Raw genomic sequence first — 16,756 nt, 5'->3', positions numbered from 1 at the left:
ATTTATGTGGTCGACCGCAACGTCCAGTTTAGGTAGTGAGCGCGTTTTGTAAAAAAGTTTGAAGGAATTGAAAAAAACGATAAACAGCATTGAGAGGGACCGCTTTCTTATGATATAATGCATTGTTTGTTCCATTAAAAAGAAAGGGGCCGGTTATGTACCAAGTTATTTTGTTTGATGTAGATAATACGCTTCTGAAAACGGATGAGGCTGTTTGGGCAACTGTTCAATCTGTGTTTGGCCGCATGCACATTCCCGTTACAAAGACGCAGACTCGTCAATTGATGGGATTATCAGCAGTCGAAGTCTTCAAAAAATTAGGCTCGCCTGATCCTGCACAAACCGTTGTGGATTACGGACAAGAATTTTTACACCACCAAGATTTAGTTCGAGAATTTACAGGTATTGATGCACTTTTTGCAAAATTACATACAAAGCGAACTAAGGTTGGAATTGTCACTTCCAAAACACGCTATGGTTGGCAAAGCCAAGTAGCAAAGTATCCGTTTGCCAAAGATACAGATCAGGTTGTGGTGGCAGAGGATACAAGCAAGCATAAACCGAATCCAGAACCATTGCTAGCTGGAATGGCCAAGTTTCCGGACATAGTTAAAGAGCAGTTCTTGTATGTTGGGGATGCTCAGTATGATTTACAAGCCGCACATGCTGCAGGGATTGATTTTGGCAATGCCAAGTGGGGAGCAATACCCAATGCTGATTTTAAGGAAGCAGAATATATTTTCGAAACCCCTTTAGAAATTTTAGAATTGTTATAAAATAATAAATGAATGGCAAAGATGGAGGAGCAATGATGGATAAAGAAGTAAGAACAAGTGAAGAAGAAATCAAAGTACAGGTGGCTAAAGAATTGGTTCAATTCCGAATTCGAAATGGCTTTACCCAGACCCAATTGGCGGAGCGAGCAGGCAAACGTCAGTCGCAAATTGCACGAATGGAGAGTGGCCGTGCTAACGTCTCCTTTAAAACGTTAGATGAGATTGTCAGTCGCGCTGGTGGCAAAATTGCCATTAAGATCGAGGGTTAACTGCAGATTTAAGGGCTAACGTTAAAAGACAGTAAAAAACCAGAATTCAAGGTAAAGATTATTTATCTTGTTTTCTGGCTTTTTATTTTGGATTAGTGCAACAAAAACATAGTGTTAATGTCGCAAATCCTCTTTCGACAAACGCTCAACCTGAGTTTCGATATCCCGGAATTTTAGCCCGTAAAAATTTCGAAACGGTATCAGTAACTTGTTTACCCTCAGGTGTGAGGTTTAACCAGTGAACGCGGCGATCATGATTATCAGCATGATCAATGATGTAGTGAAGATTAAATAGCACGCGAATTTTACGTGAAATCGCAGGTGAACTGGAATCAAAATGATGACCAACGTCACTTACGGTTGCCTCTTGCTTTTTGAGTGACAGAATGTAAGCCATAATACGATATTGCTCGAAACTAATAGAATACTGTGTTTTTAGATGACTATCAGTTTGCAAGAATAGACGGTACATCTTTGAGAAATTCACAAATTCCATCGGATTTTCGTTTGGCATAATAATTCCCCTTTTCGTAAATTACTTGCACCATTAAAATGTTATTATTGCATAATATTCAACGCCGTTAATGTAATTGAAACACAACTATATGGATTTTTGCAAGCTTATCGGAGAATAGTTTTGAAATAATGTGGTTAGAGGTAAAAATAAAAACTGGCTCTACTGGGAGTCATTCCCAAGTAGGGCCATTTTGAAAATGGTTTCAGCTAATTTATTTGTTACGCTGCTTTAAATCATCTGAAAGGAGCTGCATCATTTGTGATTCTAATTCTGGTAAATAACGCTCCGCAAAAATTTGGCTTGCCTTAATTATCTTTTCCCCTTTTTCGGTTAAGGTAATCCAGTGTGTTCGCCGGTCTTCACCGGAAACGTGGTCTTGAATGAAATCTTGTTTGTATAGTGCGCTTACTTTTCGAGAAGTAGCTGAATTATTGGAATGAAAATGTTTAGCGAGGGCACTGACCGTGGTTTCCTTTGGTCGAATGTTCTCGATAAAACTTAGGATTCGAAATTGTTCAAAACTAACCGAAAATTTGGCTTGTAAATCAGTATCGATGTTTTGAATCATAGTCGAAATAGCTGAAATGGTTTCATAATCTGGATGAACCTTAGCCATATTTTTTCCTCCTTCTATCTTATAAATTACTACGTGGTAAGATATTTTAATCACTACATATATTAACATAGTTAATCTAATTTAGGGACGACTTTTTGTAAGATACGCTAGTGCCTTATTTCCAACCCGACGCCGCCAATTTGAGACACATTGTCTTGAAACGTGATGTTTGCACGCAATTTCTGAACTTTTTAAATGGTATACATAACAGTCAATAAGAAACATTTGTTCTGACTTTGTACAAGAATTGTAAAGCTGTGCAAATAATTCGTCTTGGTAGATGGCTTCAAATGCTTCCTCTAAGTTAGAGTGTGCCTGATTCACTAAGGGAAGTGGGTTCACTTCGATCTGATCCGCTAACCGATTTGATTGCCGAATCAGATCTAGGAACCGCCAGTATACAGCCTGGTAGGCATAAATGCAAAACTTTTGCGGATTGTCCAATGGAGATGACGGATAACGATCATAAGCTTGGACAAAAGTAAGATAGCCTTCTTGAATAAAGTCTTCATAATTTGTTTGTGCTGGATGTAGATGCAGCTTTTTGGCTGCGCCGTAAATAATCTTTTCACGATTTTCTTGATATAAGAATTTAAAAGCGTCTTGTACAGTTTGTTTTTCCAATTCTTGAATCTCCTTAAGTAAAGATCCAAGGGCCCTTGGTCGCTATCAAGAATAAAAAAATTAGCATTAAATTAAAATAGGAAAAAAGGCGTAGGCATGCTTAATGACAAGACTGCAATCGATTCTTCATAAAAGAAGACAAACAAAATTAAAAATGATCACGGTTTGAAAATAAAGTCACACGGCTGTTTGAAAAAAATATATAATATAGAAGGAAAAATATGAAACCAATAAAAATAATGGAGCTCGGCCTAATAGGCACAGGTGTTTTAGGTAGTTTAGCTTTCGTGGCAACCCAGGTATCTTTTAAGGCTATTTCTAGTCAGCAACTCGTGATGGTCGGTGGCACTATTCTATTTACAGGATTGGGTTGGTGTGTAGCTAAATTGAGAGAGCAAACAAAAAGATAAAAAGGGGTCCAGTACATGAGTGAGATTAAGCAGCTTACCAAAAAAGAATTACAGGCATTTTATCAGCTTTATTTGTATGCCTTTAATAATGAGGATAGTGCGCAACGGCAGGCTTTTTTCAATGACCGTTATGAACATTCACATGTGTACGGCCTTTTTCACGAGAATAAATTAAGCAGTGGAATGCTCAGCATACCATTTAAAGTTAACTTTCACGGTGTGGGCTACAAAATGAATGGGATTGGGGATGTGATGAGCTATCCAGAATTTGGTGGTCATGGCGCTATTACGGCTTTGATGCAGCAAGCATTTTCGGATATGCGTAAAGATGGTGTGGCTTTATCTTACTTAGCACCGTTTTCTTATGAGTTTTATCGTCGTTTTGGTTATGAAGAAGTTTTCGATCGAGCCGTTTATCGGATTCATAATACGGATTTACCACGAATTAAGCTTGCTGAGGAGCGAGGCACTTTTCTTAGATTACCGTTGAGTGAAGCTATTACTTTAATTGACGAGGTTTATGAAAATAATGAGCAAAGTCGCCATGGTGGCCTTAAACGAGCAGCATGGTGGTGGCATTATTTAGTCTTAAAGCATCCCCGCTGGCAAGTTGGCGTGTATTTAGAGGATGATCAGAGTGCTGCCGGCTATGTGATTTATGAAACCCGAGGCGACACCTTTAAAATTCAAGAATTAATGTATACAAATCAGATTAGTTATCAGTACTTATTAAGATTTATTTGTCAGCATGAATCTATGTTTGCTAATTTTGAGTATGCTGATGGCGACCCCAAGGGCTATCCAGATGTGATGGCAAATCCGTATGCAGTAAATGTAAGTATTCAACCATATATGATGGCGCGAATTATTAATTTACAAAAATTCATAGCGGATTATCCATTTGTTCAAAAAGTAAAGTCCTTACGTTTAGGAATTCGGGATGCCTTGATTCCACAAAATAATGGCATTTGGCGATTGAAGGTCAATGTTAATGGCACAAGTTTTGAAAAAGTGAGCGAAAACGAACGTAACATGGCTGATATTCATTTAGATATTCAAAACTTGACGAAAGCTTTAATGGGGTACCGTCAATTAATGTACTTAAAACGTGTGGGGGCCATTTCAGGAAATTTAGACGCTGTTCAAAATTTGGGGAATGCCTTGCAAGCAGATTCGCCAATGTTATGGGATTATTTTTAAGTAAATCAGGTTATTTAAGCAAGAAAGTCGGAAATTTTACAAAAATTTCCAACTTTCTTTTTGTTTTGGCTAGATTTTCGTCGGTATGAAAATAGGTTAATACCGGCGCTGACACCTCTTTTTTGAACTAACGGTTACGAATCGTTTCAAAAAAGGGCTAAATTGATATGTTCTAGTCATCAGTCTGTAAAAAACAGGAGGTAGGATAGCAACATAAATTAAATCACAAACGCAATCAGGAGGATTTTATCAATATGACATTAAGAAGCAAAATTACTAAATTTTCAGTCGCTTTATTTTCAACTGTGACATTAGGTTCAACTATTTTAACAACTGTTGCCAGTGCGGATGAAATATATACCGTTAAATCTGGTGATACACTTTCCGAAATTGAATACCAATTCAATCACGATTTAAATTATGATCAATTAGCAAAGGCTAACAAGATTTCGAACGTTAACTTAATCTATGTGGGTCAAAAATTGTTAATTAAGAGTGATGGTGAAATTAAACAAGCCACACAACATGAAGTACAAACAACACCAGCTGTTAAGAATACCGCTTCGACTGTAAAAACGAATACGTCTGCCAAGACGAACTATTCAGCTAATACACAAAAAGCAAATTATTCAGCTAACACGCAAAATACAACAACACAAAGTTCAAACAAAACGAGTCAACAAACAGCAACTAAGACTACAACAGCAGCAACCGGTGGTGATTCATCTGCCAAGGCTTGGATTGCTAATAAAGAATCTGGTGGTTCATATACAGCTCGTAATGGTCAGTATATTGGTAAATATCAATTAAGTTCTTCTTACTTAAATGGTGATTACTCTGCTGCTAATCAAGAAAAAGTAGCCAACAAATATGTGTCATCACGTTATGGTTCATGGTCAGCTGCTAAGTCATTCTGGCAAGCAAATGGCTGGTACTAAACTATAAAAAGTTCAAATTAACCACCTAAATAGGTGGTTTTATTATTTTTAAGAGGCTCAATCCGGGTCTAGCGATGTTAAGCGAGAACAAGTATGAAGCGCTTAACATTGAGATTATGTTACAAAGTATTACAAAAATAGCAAAATAGTTATATACGTGAAATCCTAGCGAAAAGTTGGTCCTGTATCATAGCTAGCGTTGGTTAAAAAAAGAGAATTAAAGAGGAGATTATTATTTACATGAAGTTAAAAAATTTTACTAAGTATACAGTTGCATTTTTATCAGCTATCGCTTTAGGTACAGTTGCATTGACAACTGCCGCTAGCGCCGATGAAACATACACGGTTAAATCAGGAGATACACTTTCTGAAATCGAGTATAACTTCAAGAAGGATTCAAATTATCAACAATTAGCAAAAGATAACAACATTGCAAATGCTAACTTGATTTACGTTGGTCAGCAATTACTTATCAAGACTGATAGTGATAACTCAGCTGCTTCAACAAAGCAGACACAAGCCACACAATCAGCAAATACTGCTAATACTCAAAGTAACCAAAATGTGCAGTCAACTCAGAGTTCACAGAACACACAAAGCTACAAGTCAGTTGCTTCTACACAACAAAAAGCAGCTGCTAAGACACAATCAACTTCAACAAGCTCATCAGCTTCATACACTGGTAGCAACTTGAAGAGTTATGTCTTGAGCCAAATGTCATCACGTACAAATGTTCCTGCATCAACTTGGAATGCTATTATCCAGCGTGAATCTAACTGGCAACCATCAGTTCGTAATAGTTCTAGTGGTGCTTATGGTTTATTCCAGAACATGCACATTAGTGGTGGTTCTGTTCAACAACAAGTTGATGCCGCTGTAAGTTTGTACAAAGTACAAGGCATGGGTGCTTGGGCTTTAAACTAAAAAGCAAATAAATCGATCGTTACTAAAAATCAATAAAAAAATATGATCAGACATTGTCTAAACGGCATGATTCCTATTCCTAGGGATCATGCCGTTTAGCGTTTTAAACCAAAATTTTTCAAGGCTTGTATAATGTGTGACAATAAAAAATGAAGTTTGAAGTTGTTTTTTATCATAAACAAGGTAGTATAGACTTAATTATGGAGTAAAAATTGTTATCGAAAAATGATCCTCACTAGGGAGGGGTTATAATGGACAATTCGCTCATTAAGGGCAGTCCAATTAAAGGAATTATCTTTTTTAGCATTCCGTTATTTTTAGGAAATATTTTTCAACAAATTTATACCATGTCAGACACGCTTATTGTCGGCAGAGCCGTCGGAGTGAATGCTTTGGCTGCAGTCGGCGCAACTGGTGGGCTAAGCTTCTTGATTATTGGGTTCGCACAGGGAATGACAACTGGCCTATCTATTATTACAGCTCAGGATTTTGGTAATGGTGATTTGAAGGGTGTTAAGAAGAGCTTTGCGAATAGTATTTGGATTTGTGCGGCAACCAGTGTCATCTTAACTGTACTCAGTGTGAGTTTTGCACGACCGCTACTAGAGGTCATGCAAACACCACGTGTGTTACTCTCAGGGGCAGAAACTTTTATTAGTATTTTGTTTGCTGGTGTTACGGTCACAATGTTTTTTAATTTATTTTCCAATATGTTACGCGCTTTAGGTAACAGTCGCACACCGCTAATCTTTTTGATTATTGCAGCGGTTTTAAATGTTATTTTAGACATTGTCCTTATTATTGGTTTTCATTTTGGCATTGCGGGAGCTGGTATTGCTACAGTTACGGCACAACTTGTTTCGTGTGTCCTCTGTATTTGGTATATTGAGCGACGCATTCCTGAACTAAATGTCACTCGTCAAGATATGAAAATTGATCGCAAAATCATTTTAGAAGAATTACGTATTGGCTTACCAATGGGATTTCAGGCCTCAATCATTGCCATTGGTTCAATCATTTTACAGGTTTCTTTAAATGAATTGGGACCGCAATCGATTGCGGCTTATACAGCTGCTGGTAAAGTGGACCAGCTGGCAACGCAACCGATGGCTTCTTTAGGTATTACGATGGCGACGTTTACGGCACAAAATTTTGGAGCCAAAAACTATGACCGCATTTTAGCTGGTATTCGTCAGTGTTTGATTGTGACTATTGCTTATAGCGTAGTCGTTGCCGCGTTGATTATTTTAAATAGTCATACACTTGTTAACTTATTTATTGGTAATTCGGAACCACACGTCACACAGTTAGCACAAACTTACTTCTGGGTTGTCAGCTCAGCTTACTTCTTGTTGTCCATATTGTTTGTGGTGAGATATGCGCTACAAGGGCTTGGTCAAAGCTTTGCGCCAACGATGGCAGGTGTGGCCGAACTTGCCTCGCGAATCTTTATTGGGGCTGTGATGGTACCAATGTTTGGATTTGTCAGTGCCTGTTTTGCAAATCCATTAGCATGGGCGGCCTCAAATGCAGTCCTTGTCGTCTCATTTTTACGAACCATTCGTAATTTGCGTGGTGCCAAGGGATTAAAACAAAGGGTCCCGATTCCGGATGAAAAGAAGGATTAAACAAATGAAAATTTCTACAATTATTTTACTAGGTTTCGATATTTTTATTATTCTCGGATTGCTGGGTGTTGTCGTAAACCAAATTCGACAAGGAAGCTTTTCAGATCGTCTATGGATAGGTATTGCCGGTATATTGGCTTTTGGTTATTGTGGCTGGTATCTTTTGCAATATTCTAGAAAAACAAACAAATAAAAGTGACAAATTAATCGATTTTAGGGTAGATATCCTATCTATCACTGAAAAAGACTAATTTGCCACTTTTTTGTTAGTTTAATTTTGTAAGTTGTTTGACAGCTTGTGCGATTGCGAGTTCTTCATTAGTTGGAATCATCAAGACCTTCACACTTGAATCATCGGCGCTAATGACGCGTTCACCGGCTCCTTGCTGATTACTGTTTTCGTCTAATTTAATGCCTAGGACGGCTAGTCGTTTGATAATATCAGTTCGCAAGTCAGTTTGGTGTTCACCAATTCCGGCGGTGAACACAATGGCATCTAGACCACCCAACTCGGTAAAATAACCTCCGATATATTTCACAACAGCGCTCGCAAACATTTCATAAGCGAGTTTGGCACGGGTATTTGTCGGGGCATTTGCCATGATATCACGCATATCAGCGGACAAACCTGAAACTCCCAGTAGTCCGGACTTTTCGTTAAAAATGTTGATAACTTCGTTGGCATCAACGTGTAATTCATTCATTAGAAATGGAACTACAGCAGGATCGACGGAACCGGATCGCGTACCCATAGGTAACCCTTCCAGAGGAGTAAAGCCCATTGAAGTATCAAACGGTTTACCATTCTTGCTAGCAGTAATGGAAGATCCGCCGCCTAAATGAAGCGTAACAAGTTTTAAGTCATGATAGTCCTTATTTAAAAAACGAGCGGTTTCGTGCAAAATATAACTGTGGCTAATGCCGTGTTCACCATATTTACGAATTTGATAATTCTTGGAATAATCATACGGAATCGCATAAAGGGCATTTTGTTCTGGCATATCTAGGTAAAATTGACTGTCAAAAACGGCAATTTGCGGCGTTGATTCTGGTAGAACTTGCATTAAAGTTTCGATGCACGCAACCTGAACGGGATTATGAAGCGGGGCATATTTATTTAAAGCCTTTAAACGGTCTAAATTTTTAGTAGTGATTTGGGTAGGTTGCTTGAAGGTTGTGCCTCCAGCAACCACGCGATGTCCGACGGCAGCAATGTCAGTCACATCTTGAATTAAGTGAAGGTGTTTTAATTGATCGAATAACAGCTCCACGCCTTGTTGGTAAGTTAAATTGGCGATTTGTTGAGAAATTTTTTCGCCATTGCGAATAATAGTAAAAACGGCTTCGGGTGTTTGCATGCGTTCCATGGCACCCTTATTAATGAGAGTAAGGCCTTCAATATTAAAAAGTTGCCATTTCAATGAAGAACTCCCAGCGTTGATAACTAAAATTTTTTTCAAATCTACACACTCCTAATTATGCGATCGGTATCTAAACGCAATCAATTTTAAGTTTCCTGAACTCATGTAAAAGTGTAGCACAAAATAAGTGAGGATAAGTGGAACTTGGAAAAAGAAAGTGAAAATAACCGGTTTAAAAAAAAATCGATTTCGTAAGGGATTACTTGGTATAATAAATATATTAGTTAAAAAATTGGTAAGGGGGAGAGACCAAATGGCAACCTTAAATGATGTCGCAAAATTGGCAAATGTTTCAAAAATGACTGTGTCCCGCGTGATCAATCATCCAGAAAAAGTAACGGATGATTTAAAGCAATTAGTCTATCAGGCCATGCGAGAAATAGATTATCATCCCAATGTGGCTGCTAAGGCCTTGGTAAATAACAGTACACGGATTATTAAATTCTGTGTGTTGGAAGATATTGATACGACGGAACCTTATTATATGAATTTGATGATTGGGATAGCCAGAGCACTGGATGCGCAACAGTATTCCTTACAGTTAGTTACACGTAGAAACTTTGATATTGGTAATTGTGATGGTTATGTGGTGACCGGCATGCGAAAAGATGATTTTGAATGGGTTGGAAAATTAAAAAAACCACTTGTTATTTTTGGAGAAAATCGGTTTGGATTTGACTATGTGGATACTAACAATAAAGCGGGAACCTTTATGATTTCCAATTTAGCTTTAAAACGAGGGTATAAACGATTGATATTCATTGGTATGGATAGTCGAGAATCGTTTGAATATTCGCGTGAGGCAGGTTATTTACAACTTTTGCAAGAAAACCAAATGTTGCCGGAAATTCATCGCTTTGACAATCATAGTCACCTCTCTCAAAAATTTGTTGTTGATAACTGGGATAAGTTTGAACCCGATACTTGTTTCATTTGCGCGTCTGACCGATTGGCTTTGGGTGCTGAACGGGCAATTGAAAGTTGTGGCGGCCTAATTCCTAAAGATTATGGGGTTACGGGGTTTGATGGTGTCTTTTTGAATCAGGTGGCATTTCCACAAATTACAACCGTTAAACAAGCCATTGTAGAAATGGGAATGGCTTGTGGAGATCGGTTACTGGATAAGATTATGAATCATGTTGATTCAGCTGGTTCACTGATGTTTGAACCACAAATTAGTATGGGGGGCACGATTCGCGATGCAGCAAAATAATGTTATCGGTAACATCCAAAATAAGCCTTGCATTTGATAGGCTTATTTTTTATGCTTGCAAATGAAAAGGTTTTCAAAAAAGGAGGAGCTGCGATGGGTAACTGGTATGAACAAGCAATAATTTATCAAATTTATCCTAAAAGTTTTAAAGATTCTAATAATGATGGCATTGGGGATCTAGTTGGAATTACCCAGAAGCTTGACTATGTGCAAAATCTAGGAGCAAACACGATTTGGTTAAATCCCATTTTTGTTTCCCCACAGGTTGATAATGGCTACGATGTTTCGAATTATTTCGCAATTGACCCCTTATTGGGGAATATGAATGATTTTAAAGAAATGGTGACACAGATTCATAAACGCAATATGCATTTAATTTTGGATTTGCCTATCAATGATACTTCAGATCAGCATCCTTGGTTCCAGGATGCTATTGCAAATAAAGATAGTATCTTTAGAGAATATTATATTTGGCAGGAAAAAGACGGACAGCGACCTAATAATTGGGGATCATTTTTTGGAGGTAGTGTTTGGGCACCAGACCCTAAAGGCGGTTCTCAATATTATTGTCATGTTTTTGATAAAAAAATGCCTGATCTTAATTGGCAGAACCCTGAAGTTCGAAAATCGATGGCCGATATTGCTAAATTTTGGGTTGATAAAGGTGTAGATGGGTTTCGATTGGACGCTTTTATTCATATTGCTAAGGCAAATTTTGAACAACAAATTCTAAATCAAAAAGAAAAATATCCAGTTGATTCGGCTTTTTATGCCAATTTACCTGAAGTTAAAAACTATCTTAAGGATTTTGTGAAGGCAGTAAAAGCATATAAACCAGACGTCTTTTTCTTGGGAGAAGCTTCTTCCGCCGATGCGTACCAAGCAGCTGAATATACCCGACCTTCACAATTTGGGTGTGATATGGTGGTGACTTCCGATAATTATGGTGAGGTTTACCCATTAAAAGATAAAAAACTGCCAATGTTTTTCCAACCTCGGTATTTGGATGTTAAACGATTGAAAGAAACTTTCTCGATTTGGGAGGCAGTGTTATCTCAAACGAGTTTGCCCGCGTTAACCTGGGGTAATCATGATATTAGTCGCGTTTTGGATCGCCTGCACGTTGATGAAAGTGATCAAGATTTACCCAAAGCGTTGGCCGCCTGCATGTATTTGCAACGGGGTGTTCCCATTATTTATTACGGTGAAGAGATCGGCATGCGTAATTTGAAGTATAAAAAATTAAAGGATTTTCATGATCAAAGGGGCGTAGATTTAATCCAGTTTATGCAGGAAAAGGGATACTCGGATCAAGAGATTATTGATCTTTTAAATCAACAAGACGAAATGACGGCTAGGGGACCCTTCCAATGGCAGAATGACAAGTACGTCGGTTTTTCTACCCATCATCCGTGGAATTGGGCAGAACATAATGAAGTGACGGCGGCAGAGTCATTGCGGGAAAGTGATGGTCAGCTGGAATTCTATAAGGCACTATTGAAAATCAAAGCTTCGCCACTTTTTGAGGCAGGAAGCTATTTGTTACTAGATACGCAGCCTCAAATTTATGCCTATGAACGAAAGTTAAATAAACAAAGGGCCTTTGTTATTGTGAATTTTGGTACGCAGACGGTGAAATATCGTATTCCAACTCTGAAAGTTGTGCATACGTTACTTTCCAACAAAGCGAGTTCACTAGTTGACAATGTCGTCACAATTGAAGCACATGGCAGTATTGTAATTGAAGAAAAGTAAGTGAGGTAAAAGTAATGGCTGATGATACAAGTGTTGAACTTCGTAAGTTGCAAATTTATAGTGTGTTTGTTAGAAATCATACCAAAGAGGGAACTCTAAGGGCATTAGAATCAGATTTACCCAGAATAAAAGAATTGGGAACAGACTTTATTTGGTTATTACCTATTAATCCAGTTGGTCACACGGGCCGCAAGGGAACTGTAGGCTCACCCTATGCCATTCAGGATTATCGTAAAATTGATCCTGCTCAGGGAACTTGGGATGATTTTGTTCACTTGGCGGAGCAAATTCACCGCCAAGGAATGAAGTTAATGATTGACATCGTTTACAATCACACTTCACGTGATTCGGTGCTATTAAAACAACATCCGGAATACTTTTTGCACGATAGCCAAGGAAAATTATTTAATAAAAATCCAGAATGGTCGGATGTGGCTGAACTTGATTATTCTAATCATGATTTATGGCATTATCAGATCGAAACTCTAAAACAATATGCAAAGATCGTGGATGGCTTTCGTTGTGATGTAGCGCCGCAGGTTCCCTTGCCATTCTGGTTAGAGGCACGCAAAGAAGTGTCGGAGGTAAAGTCTGATTTAGTTTGGTTGGCAGAATCAACGGGCGGTGACTACATTCGTGAAATTCGTAGTAAGGGTTATTGGATTTCTTCAGATGGCGAAATTTATCGCGCGTTTGATCTTGCGTATGATTATGATATTGATCAAGATTGGCATGATTATCTGGCTGGAAAAATCTCATTGAATGAGTATGTAAAGACATTGAATCGACAAGACATTATGTATCCAGCCAATTATGTGAAAATGCGTAATCTTGAAAATCATGATAATCCGAGAGCACATGAATTAATAAAAAATGAAAATGATTTGTTGAATTGGACTGCTTTTTCTGAATTTCAGAAAGGAGCCACTTTGGTTTATGCGGGGCAGGAGTTTGGGTTGTCCCACACACCAAGTTTATTTGAGACAGACAAATTAAATTGGAATACAACTATCGATCTGTCGAAATTAATTAAACAAATGCATAAATTAAGCCAAGATACCATTCAAGTTGAGGGGACTTATCAACTAAAGGATGCTGGTAATGATATTGTAATGGTTGACTATAGTAAAAATGAGAAACAAAGGCTGGGAATTTTTTCTTTGCATAGCAATAGTGGCATTGTTAAAACTAGCTTTCAAGATGGAAACTATCGTAACACTATAGATGGAAGTTTGGTCATGATTAAAAACGGCATTATTCACGTTAGTGGGAGCCCAATTGTGATTGAAAATATTGCTATTTAGAGACGAAAGTCTGGGTAAACGATTTAAAGAGTGAAAAAAAGCTGTTACCGGTAACACTCAGAAAGCGCTTGCATAACAGTAATTATCCTGCGTACAATGAAATGCGTAAGGACGAAATAAAAAAATTACAGGGAGGTTCTTATTATGAGTCATAAGTTTTGGAAACATCTTGCAACAGTTACGATGGTGGCTGGCGCAGCACTAACATTGGCAGCTTGCGGAAATAGTAACGCAAGTAAAAAGAATGTTAAGATTACCATTTTACAAGGGAAGGTAGAAAATAATAAGCAATTTAAACAAATTGCTTCTCAATACGAGAAATCACATCCTAATGTAAAAATTGAAGTTACTTCTATTGGCGGTGGGACACAATATGATCCAGTTCTAAAAACTAGAATTTCATCTGGTAATGCGCCGACGATCTTTAGTTTAGCAGGTCCGGCTGATGTTAAACAGTTCAAAGCTCACGAAGCTGATTTGTCTGACACAAAGGCTGCCAAAGCAGCTCAACCTGGAACTTTAAGTTCTGTTAAGACTGACGGGAAGACGGTTGGCTTACCATTTAACGTTGAAGGTTATGGATTTGTATATAATAAGAAAGTCTTTAGAGAAGCAGGAATTGATGCAACAAGTTTAACAACCTATGCTAAATTACAGGCGGCTGTTAAAAAGATCGATTCCATGAAGACTAAGTTAGGAATTAAGGGTGTCTTTGCTTTACCTGGTAAGGAAGCTTGGATTATGTCTGACCATTTAGCTAACTTGTACATTGGTCAAGATTTCAAAGGGAATGCTTTGAAGCTATACAATTCTAAGACAATGCCATTTACCAAGAATGCTGACATGAAACAAATGCTTGATTTACAGAGTACATACTCTATCAAACCAGTAATGCAAATGGATTACTCAGCACAAGTTAACCAATACTTCTCACAAGGTAAAACAGCTATGATTCAACAAGGTGATTGGATTTATCCTACTATTGCACAAATTGATAAGAAATTTGCTAAAAATGATGTTGGCATGATTCCAATTCCTGTTAAAGGTGAAGAAGGTAAATTACCAGTTGGAACATCATTATACTGGGCCGTTAACAGACAAAAATCTTCAGCAGAACAAACAGCTGCTAAAAACTTCTTGGATTGGTTATACACCTCTAAAGCCGGTAAAAAAGATGTTGTAAATACATTACACTTTGTACCAGCTTACAAAGGTTACAGCAATTTCAAGATGCAAGATGCATTGACACAAACTGTATTTAAGTATTCAAATGAAAATAAGACCATCGGCTGGGCATTCCCTGGATATACTGGTACTTCATGGGATCCAGATGTTGCACAACCAAACTTACAGAAGTATCTATCAGGCAAACAAGGCTGGGCTGCTACTGTAAAGAATATGCAAGATGGTTGGAAGAAACAACAAGCAAGCAGTTCGAATTAATAAATAAAAGAGGGTAATGTAACATGAAAAACCGTAGTCTTTCATTTTGGCTGTTTCTGACGCCAACCCTCGTTGCGTTAGCCTTGGTTGTCTTTATTCCAATGTTAGAAGGATTGTTTTATTCCTTTACAAATTGGGATGGATTGTCATTTACCAAAATGGTGGGATTTCAAAATTACATTACGTTACTTCACGATAAGGCGTTTGTTAACGCCTTTTGGTTTACAGTTGCGTTTGTAATCGTCACCGTTATTGCACTTAACGTAATCGGGTTAGGTTTAGCACTTTTAGTTACACAGAAGTTTAAAGGAAGTAACTTCCTAAGAACCGTATTCTTTATGCCAAATATGATTGGTGGATTGATCTTGGGATTTATCTGGCAATTTATCTTCACCCAAGGATTTAGTGCATTAGGTAATGCACTTCATGCTGGGTGGCTACAGAATTGGTTGACAACCGAGCACACTGGATTTTGGGGATTAGTCATTGTAACGGTATGGCAAATGAGCGGATATATTATGATTATCTACATTGCTTATCTACAAAATATTCCTCAAGAAATTATCGAGGCCGCCGAAATTGATGGCGCTTCCGCATGGCAAAGATTTACTAAAATTACTTTTCCAATGATTGCACCAGCTTTTACCGTTTGTATGTTCCTGACACTTTCTAATGGATTCAAAATCTATGATCAAAACCTTTCGTTAACTGGTGGTGGTCCATACAATTCAACCCAGATGTTAGCTATGGATATTGTAAATACTGCTTACAATTCTAGTAATTTTTCTTTAGCAGAAGCAAAGGCGATTATCTTCTTCATTATCGTCGCAGCCATTTCGCTAATCCAAGTCTTCTATAATCGTAAACGGGAGGTGGATATGTAATGAGTAAGAAAAGTACACATTTGGTTGCTATTTTTGGTGCTTTAATCGGATTGTTATGGTTATTTCCCTTCTATATGATTGTGACTAATTCCTTTAAGACACCAAAGGGAATCTTTGCTTCCGTACTTGCATTGCCACATCCAGCAACCGGACATAACTACGTAAATTCGTTTAAGGCCTTGGATTTTATTGGATCATTAACTAACTCGCTCATCATTACCGTTTGCAGTGTGTTGTTAATCATCCTTTGCTCCTCAATGGCAGCTTATGCATTACAACGTAACCACAGCAAATTAAGTAGTGGTTTACTGTTACTCTTTATTTCAGCGATGCTGATTCCGTTTCAGTCAGTTATGATTCCTTTGACTGCCAATTTTGGTGGTGTACACATGTTAAACATGTACGGTCTAATGTTCATGTACTTAGGGTTTGATTGCAGCCTATCTATTTTTCTTTACCAAGGCACACTATCAAGTATTCCTTTCGCAATGGATGAGGCGGCCGAAATGGAAGGTGCCAGTCGCTGGCAAATCTTTTACAAGGTGATCTTTCCAATGTTAAGTCCGATGACCGTGACAGTTGCAATTTTGAATATTATTGCGATTTGGAATGATTATTTGTTGCCATCGTTGGTACTTCCACAAATTCAATATACCATTCCGCTTCAGATGTTTAATTTCTTTGGTGAATACACTAAGCAATGGCATTTAGCGTTAGCCGGCATTACGCTTTCAATTATTCCAGTTATTGTCTTTTATCTGGCAGCACAGAAATGGATTATCAAAGGTGTCACTGACGGAGCTGTTAAGTAGAATGAAAATGAGGAGTTGGGAT

General features: G+C 37.9%; 18 protein-coding genes. 14 read left to right on the top strand and 4 right to left on the bottom strand.

Going from position 1 to position 16,756, the window contains the following annotated elements:
- The first annotated feature begins 155 nt into the window (after window positions 1-155).
- Window positions 156-776 (top strand): HAD family hydrolase, encoded by a 621-nt coding sequence (locus tag IV80_RS08275; RefSeq protein ID WP_057752105.1) that lies wholly within the window; start codon window positions 156-158, stop codon window positions 774-776.
- A gap of 35 nt (window positions 777-811) precedes the next feature.
- Window positions 812-1,045, top strand: coding sequence for a helix-turn-helix domain-containing protein (locus IV80_RS08270; RefSeq protein ID WP_057752103.1), 234 nt, complete (start codon window positions 812-814; stop codon window positions 1,043-1,045).
- A 145-nt stretch (window positions 1,046-1,190) separates the two neighbouring features.
- Here IV80_RS08270 and IV80_RS08265 read toward each other — a convergent pair whose 3' ends face one another.
- The 3 genes from IV80_RS08265 to IV80_RS08255 all read right to left on the bottom strand — a co-directional run bounded on the left by IV80_RS08265 (window position 1,191) and on the right by IV80_RS08255 (window position 2,802).
- A complete protein-coding gene (locus IV80_RS08265; protein WP_057752099.1) occupies window positions 1,191-1,559 on the bottom strand; it encodes a MarR family winged helix-turn-helix transcriptional regulator in 369 nt (122 codons plus the stop codon).
- 214 nt (window positions 1,560-1,773) lie between these two features.
- A complete protein-coding gene (locus IV80_RS08260) occupies window positions 1,774-2,178 on the bottom strand; it encodes a MarR family winged helix-turn-helix transcriptional regulator (protein ID WP_057752096.1) in 405 nt (134 codons plus the stop codon).
- An 81-nt stretch (window positions 2,179-2,259) separates the two neighbouring features.
- Window positions 2,260-2,802 (bottom strand): sigma-70 family RNA polymerase sigma factor, encoded by a 543-nt coding sequence (locus IV80_RS08255; protein WP_057752092.1) that lies wholly within the window; start codon window positions 2,800-2,802, stop codon window positions 2,260-2,262.
- 221 nt (window positions 2,803-3,023) lie between these two features.
- On the opposite strand from IV80_RS08255, the gene IV80_RS08250 reads away from it, so the two are divergent.
- The 6 genes from IV80_RS08250 (at window position 3,024) to IV80_RS08225 (ending at window position 8,095) form a co-directional block, all read left to right on the top strand.
- Entirely contained in the window at window positions 3,024-3,212 is a 189-nt protein-coding gene (locus IV80_RS08250; RefSeq protein ID WP_057752090.1) for a hypothetical protein, read from the top strand.
- Window positions 3,213-3,227: 15 nt separating this feature from the next.
- The gene (locus IV80_RS08245) at window positions 3,228-4,412 is read left to right on the top strand and encodes a GNAT family N-acetyltransferase (protein WP_057752087.1); all 1,185 of its coding nucleotides are present in this window, start codon (window positions 3,228-3,230) and stop codon (window positions 4,410-4,412) included.
- Between the two features lie 254 nt (window positions 4,413-4,666).
- The gene (gene apf / locus IV80_RS08240; RefSeq protein ID WP_057752084.1) at window positions 4,667-5,350 is read left to right on the top strand and encodes an aggregation-promoting factor; all 684 of its coding nucleotides are present in this window, start codon (window positions 4,667-4,669) and stop codon (window positions 5,348-5,350) included.
- A 240-nt stretch (window positions 5,351-5,590) separates the two neighbouring features.
- Window positions 5,591-6,274 (top strand): LysM peptidoglycan-binding domain-containing protein, encoded by a 684-nt coding sequence (locus IV80_RS08235; protein WP_057752081.1) that lies wholly within the window; start codon window positions 5,591-5,593, stop codon window positions 6,272-6,274.
- Between the two features lie 251 nt (window positions 6,275-6,525).
- On the top strand, window positions 6,526-7,902 hold the full coding sequence (locus IV80_RS08230; RefSeq protein WP_057752078.1) for an MATE family efflux transporter: 1,377 nt from the start codon (window positions 6,526-6,528) through the stop codon (window positions 7,900-7,902).
- Between the two features lie 4 nt (window positions 7,903-7,906).
- Window positions 7,907-8,095 (top strand): hypothetical protein, encoded by a 189-nt coding sequence (locus IV80_RS08225; protein ID WP_057752075.1) that lies wholly within the window; start codon window positions 7,907-7,909, stop codon window positions 8,093-8,095.
- Window positions 8,096-8,168: 73 nt separating this feature from the next.
- Here the strand turns inward: IV80_RS08225 and IV80_RS08220 are convergent, their stop codons facing one another.
- The gene (locus IV80_RS08220) at window positions 8,169-9,362 is read right to left on the bottom strand and encodes an acetate/propionate family kinase (RefSeq protein WP_057752073.1); all 1,194 of its coding nucleotides are present in this window, start codon (window positions 9,360-9,362) and stop codon (window positions 8,169-8,171) included.
- A gap of 214 nt (window positions 9,363-9,576) precedes the next feature.
- Here IV80_RS08220 and IV80_RS08215 point away from each other — a divergent pair, with 214 nt between their 5' ends.
- The 6 genes from IV80_RS08215 to IV80_RS08190 all read left to right on the top strand — a co-directional run bounded on the left by IV80_RS08215 (window position 9,577) and on the right by IV80_RS08190 (window position 16,734).
- Window positions 9,577-10,536, top strand: a complete 960-nt coding sequence (locus tag IV80_RS08215) for a LacI family DNA-binding transcriptional regulator (RefSeq protein ID WP_057752070.1) — start codon at window positions 9,577-9,579, stop codon at window positions 10,534-10,536.
- A gap of 93 nt (window positions 10,537-10,629) precedes the next feature.
- Window positions 10,630-12,291: a glycoside hydrolase family 13 protein gene (locus IV80_RS08210; protein WP_057752067.1), complete on the top strand. Its 1,662-nt coding sequence runs from the start codon at window positions 10,630-10,632 to the stop codon at window positions 12,289-12,291.
- Between the two features lie 14 nt (window positions 12,292-12,305).
- A complete protein-coding gene (locus IV80_RS08205) occupies window positions 12,306-13,595 on the top strand; it encodes an alpha-amylase family glycosyl hydrolase (protein WP_057752064.1) in 1,290 nt (429 codons plus the stop codon).
- A gap of 144 nt (window positions 13,596-13,739) precedes the next feature.
- Window positions 13,740-15,038 (top strand): ABC transporter substrate-binding protein, encoded by a 1,299-nt coding sequence (locus IV80_RS08200; protein ID WP_057752061.1) that lies wholly within the window; start codon window positions 13,740-13,742, stop codon window positions 15,036-15,038.
- A gap of 23 nt (window positions 15,039-15,061) precedes the next feature.
- Window positions 15,062-15,922 carry a carbohydrate ABC transporter permease gene (locus IV80_RS08195; protein ID WP_057752058.1) on the top strand — a complete coding sequence of 287 codons (861 nt, stop codon included), beginning with the start codon at window positions 15,062-15,064 and terminating at the stop codon, window positions 15,920-15,922.
- Window positions 15,922-16,734 carry a carbohydrate ABC transporter permease gene (locus tag IV80_RS08190; RefSeq protein WP_057752055.1) on the top strand — a complete coding sequence of 271 codons (813 nt, stop codon included), beginning with the start codon at window positions 15,922-15,924 and terminating at the stop codon, window positions 16,732-16,734. The genes IV80_RS08195 and IV80_RS08190 overlap by 1 nt, the downstream gene beginning before the upstream one ends.
- Window positions 16,735-16,756: the final 22 nt, after the last annotated feature.

It is taken from the genome of Pediococcus cellicola (assembly GCF_001438655.1).
Classification (GTDB): domain Bacteria; phylum Bacillota; class Bacilli; order Lactobacillales; family Lactobacillaceae; genus Pediococcus; species Pediococcus cellicola.
Note: the sequence above shows the minus strand (reverse complement) of the source record. Positions and strands in the feature narration are given on the sequence as shown.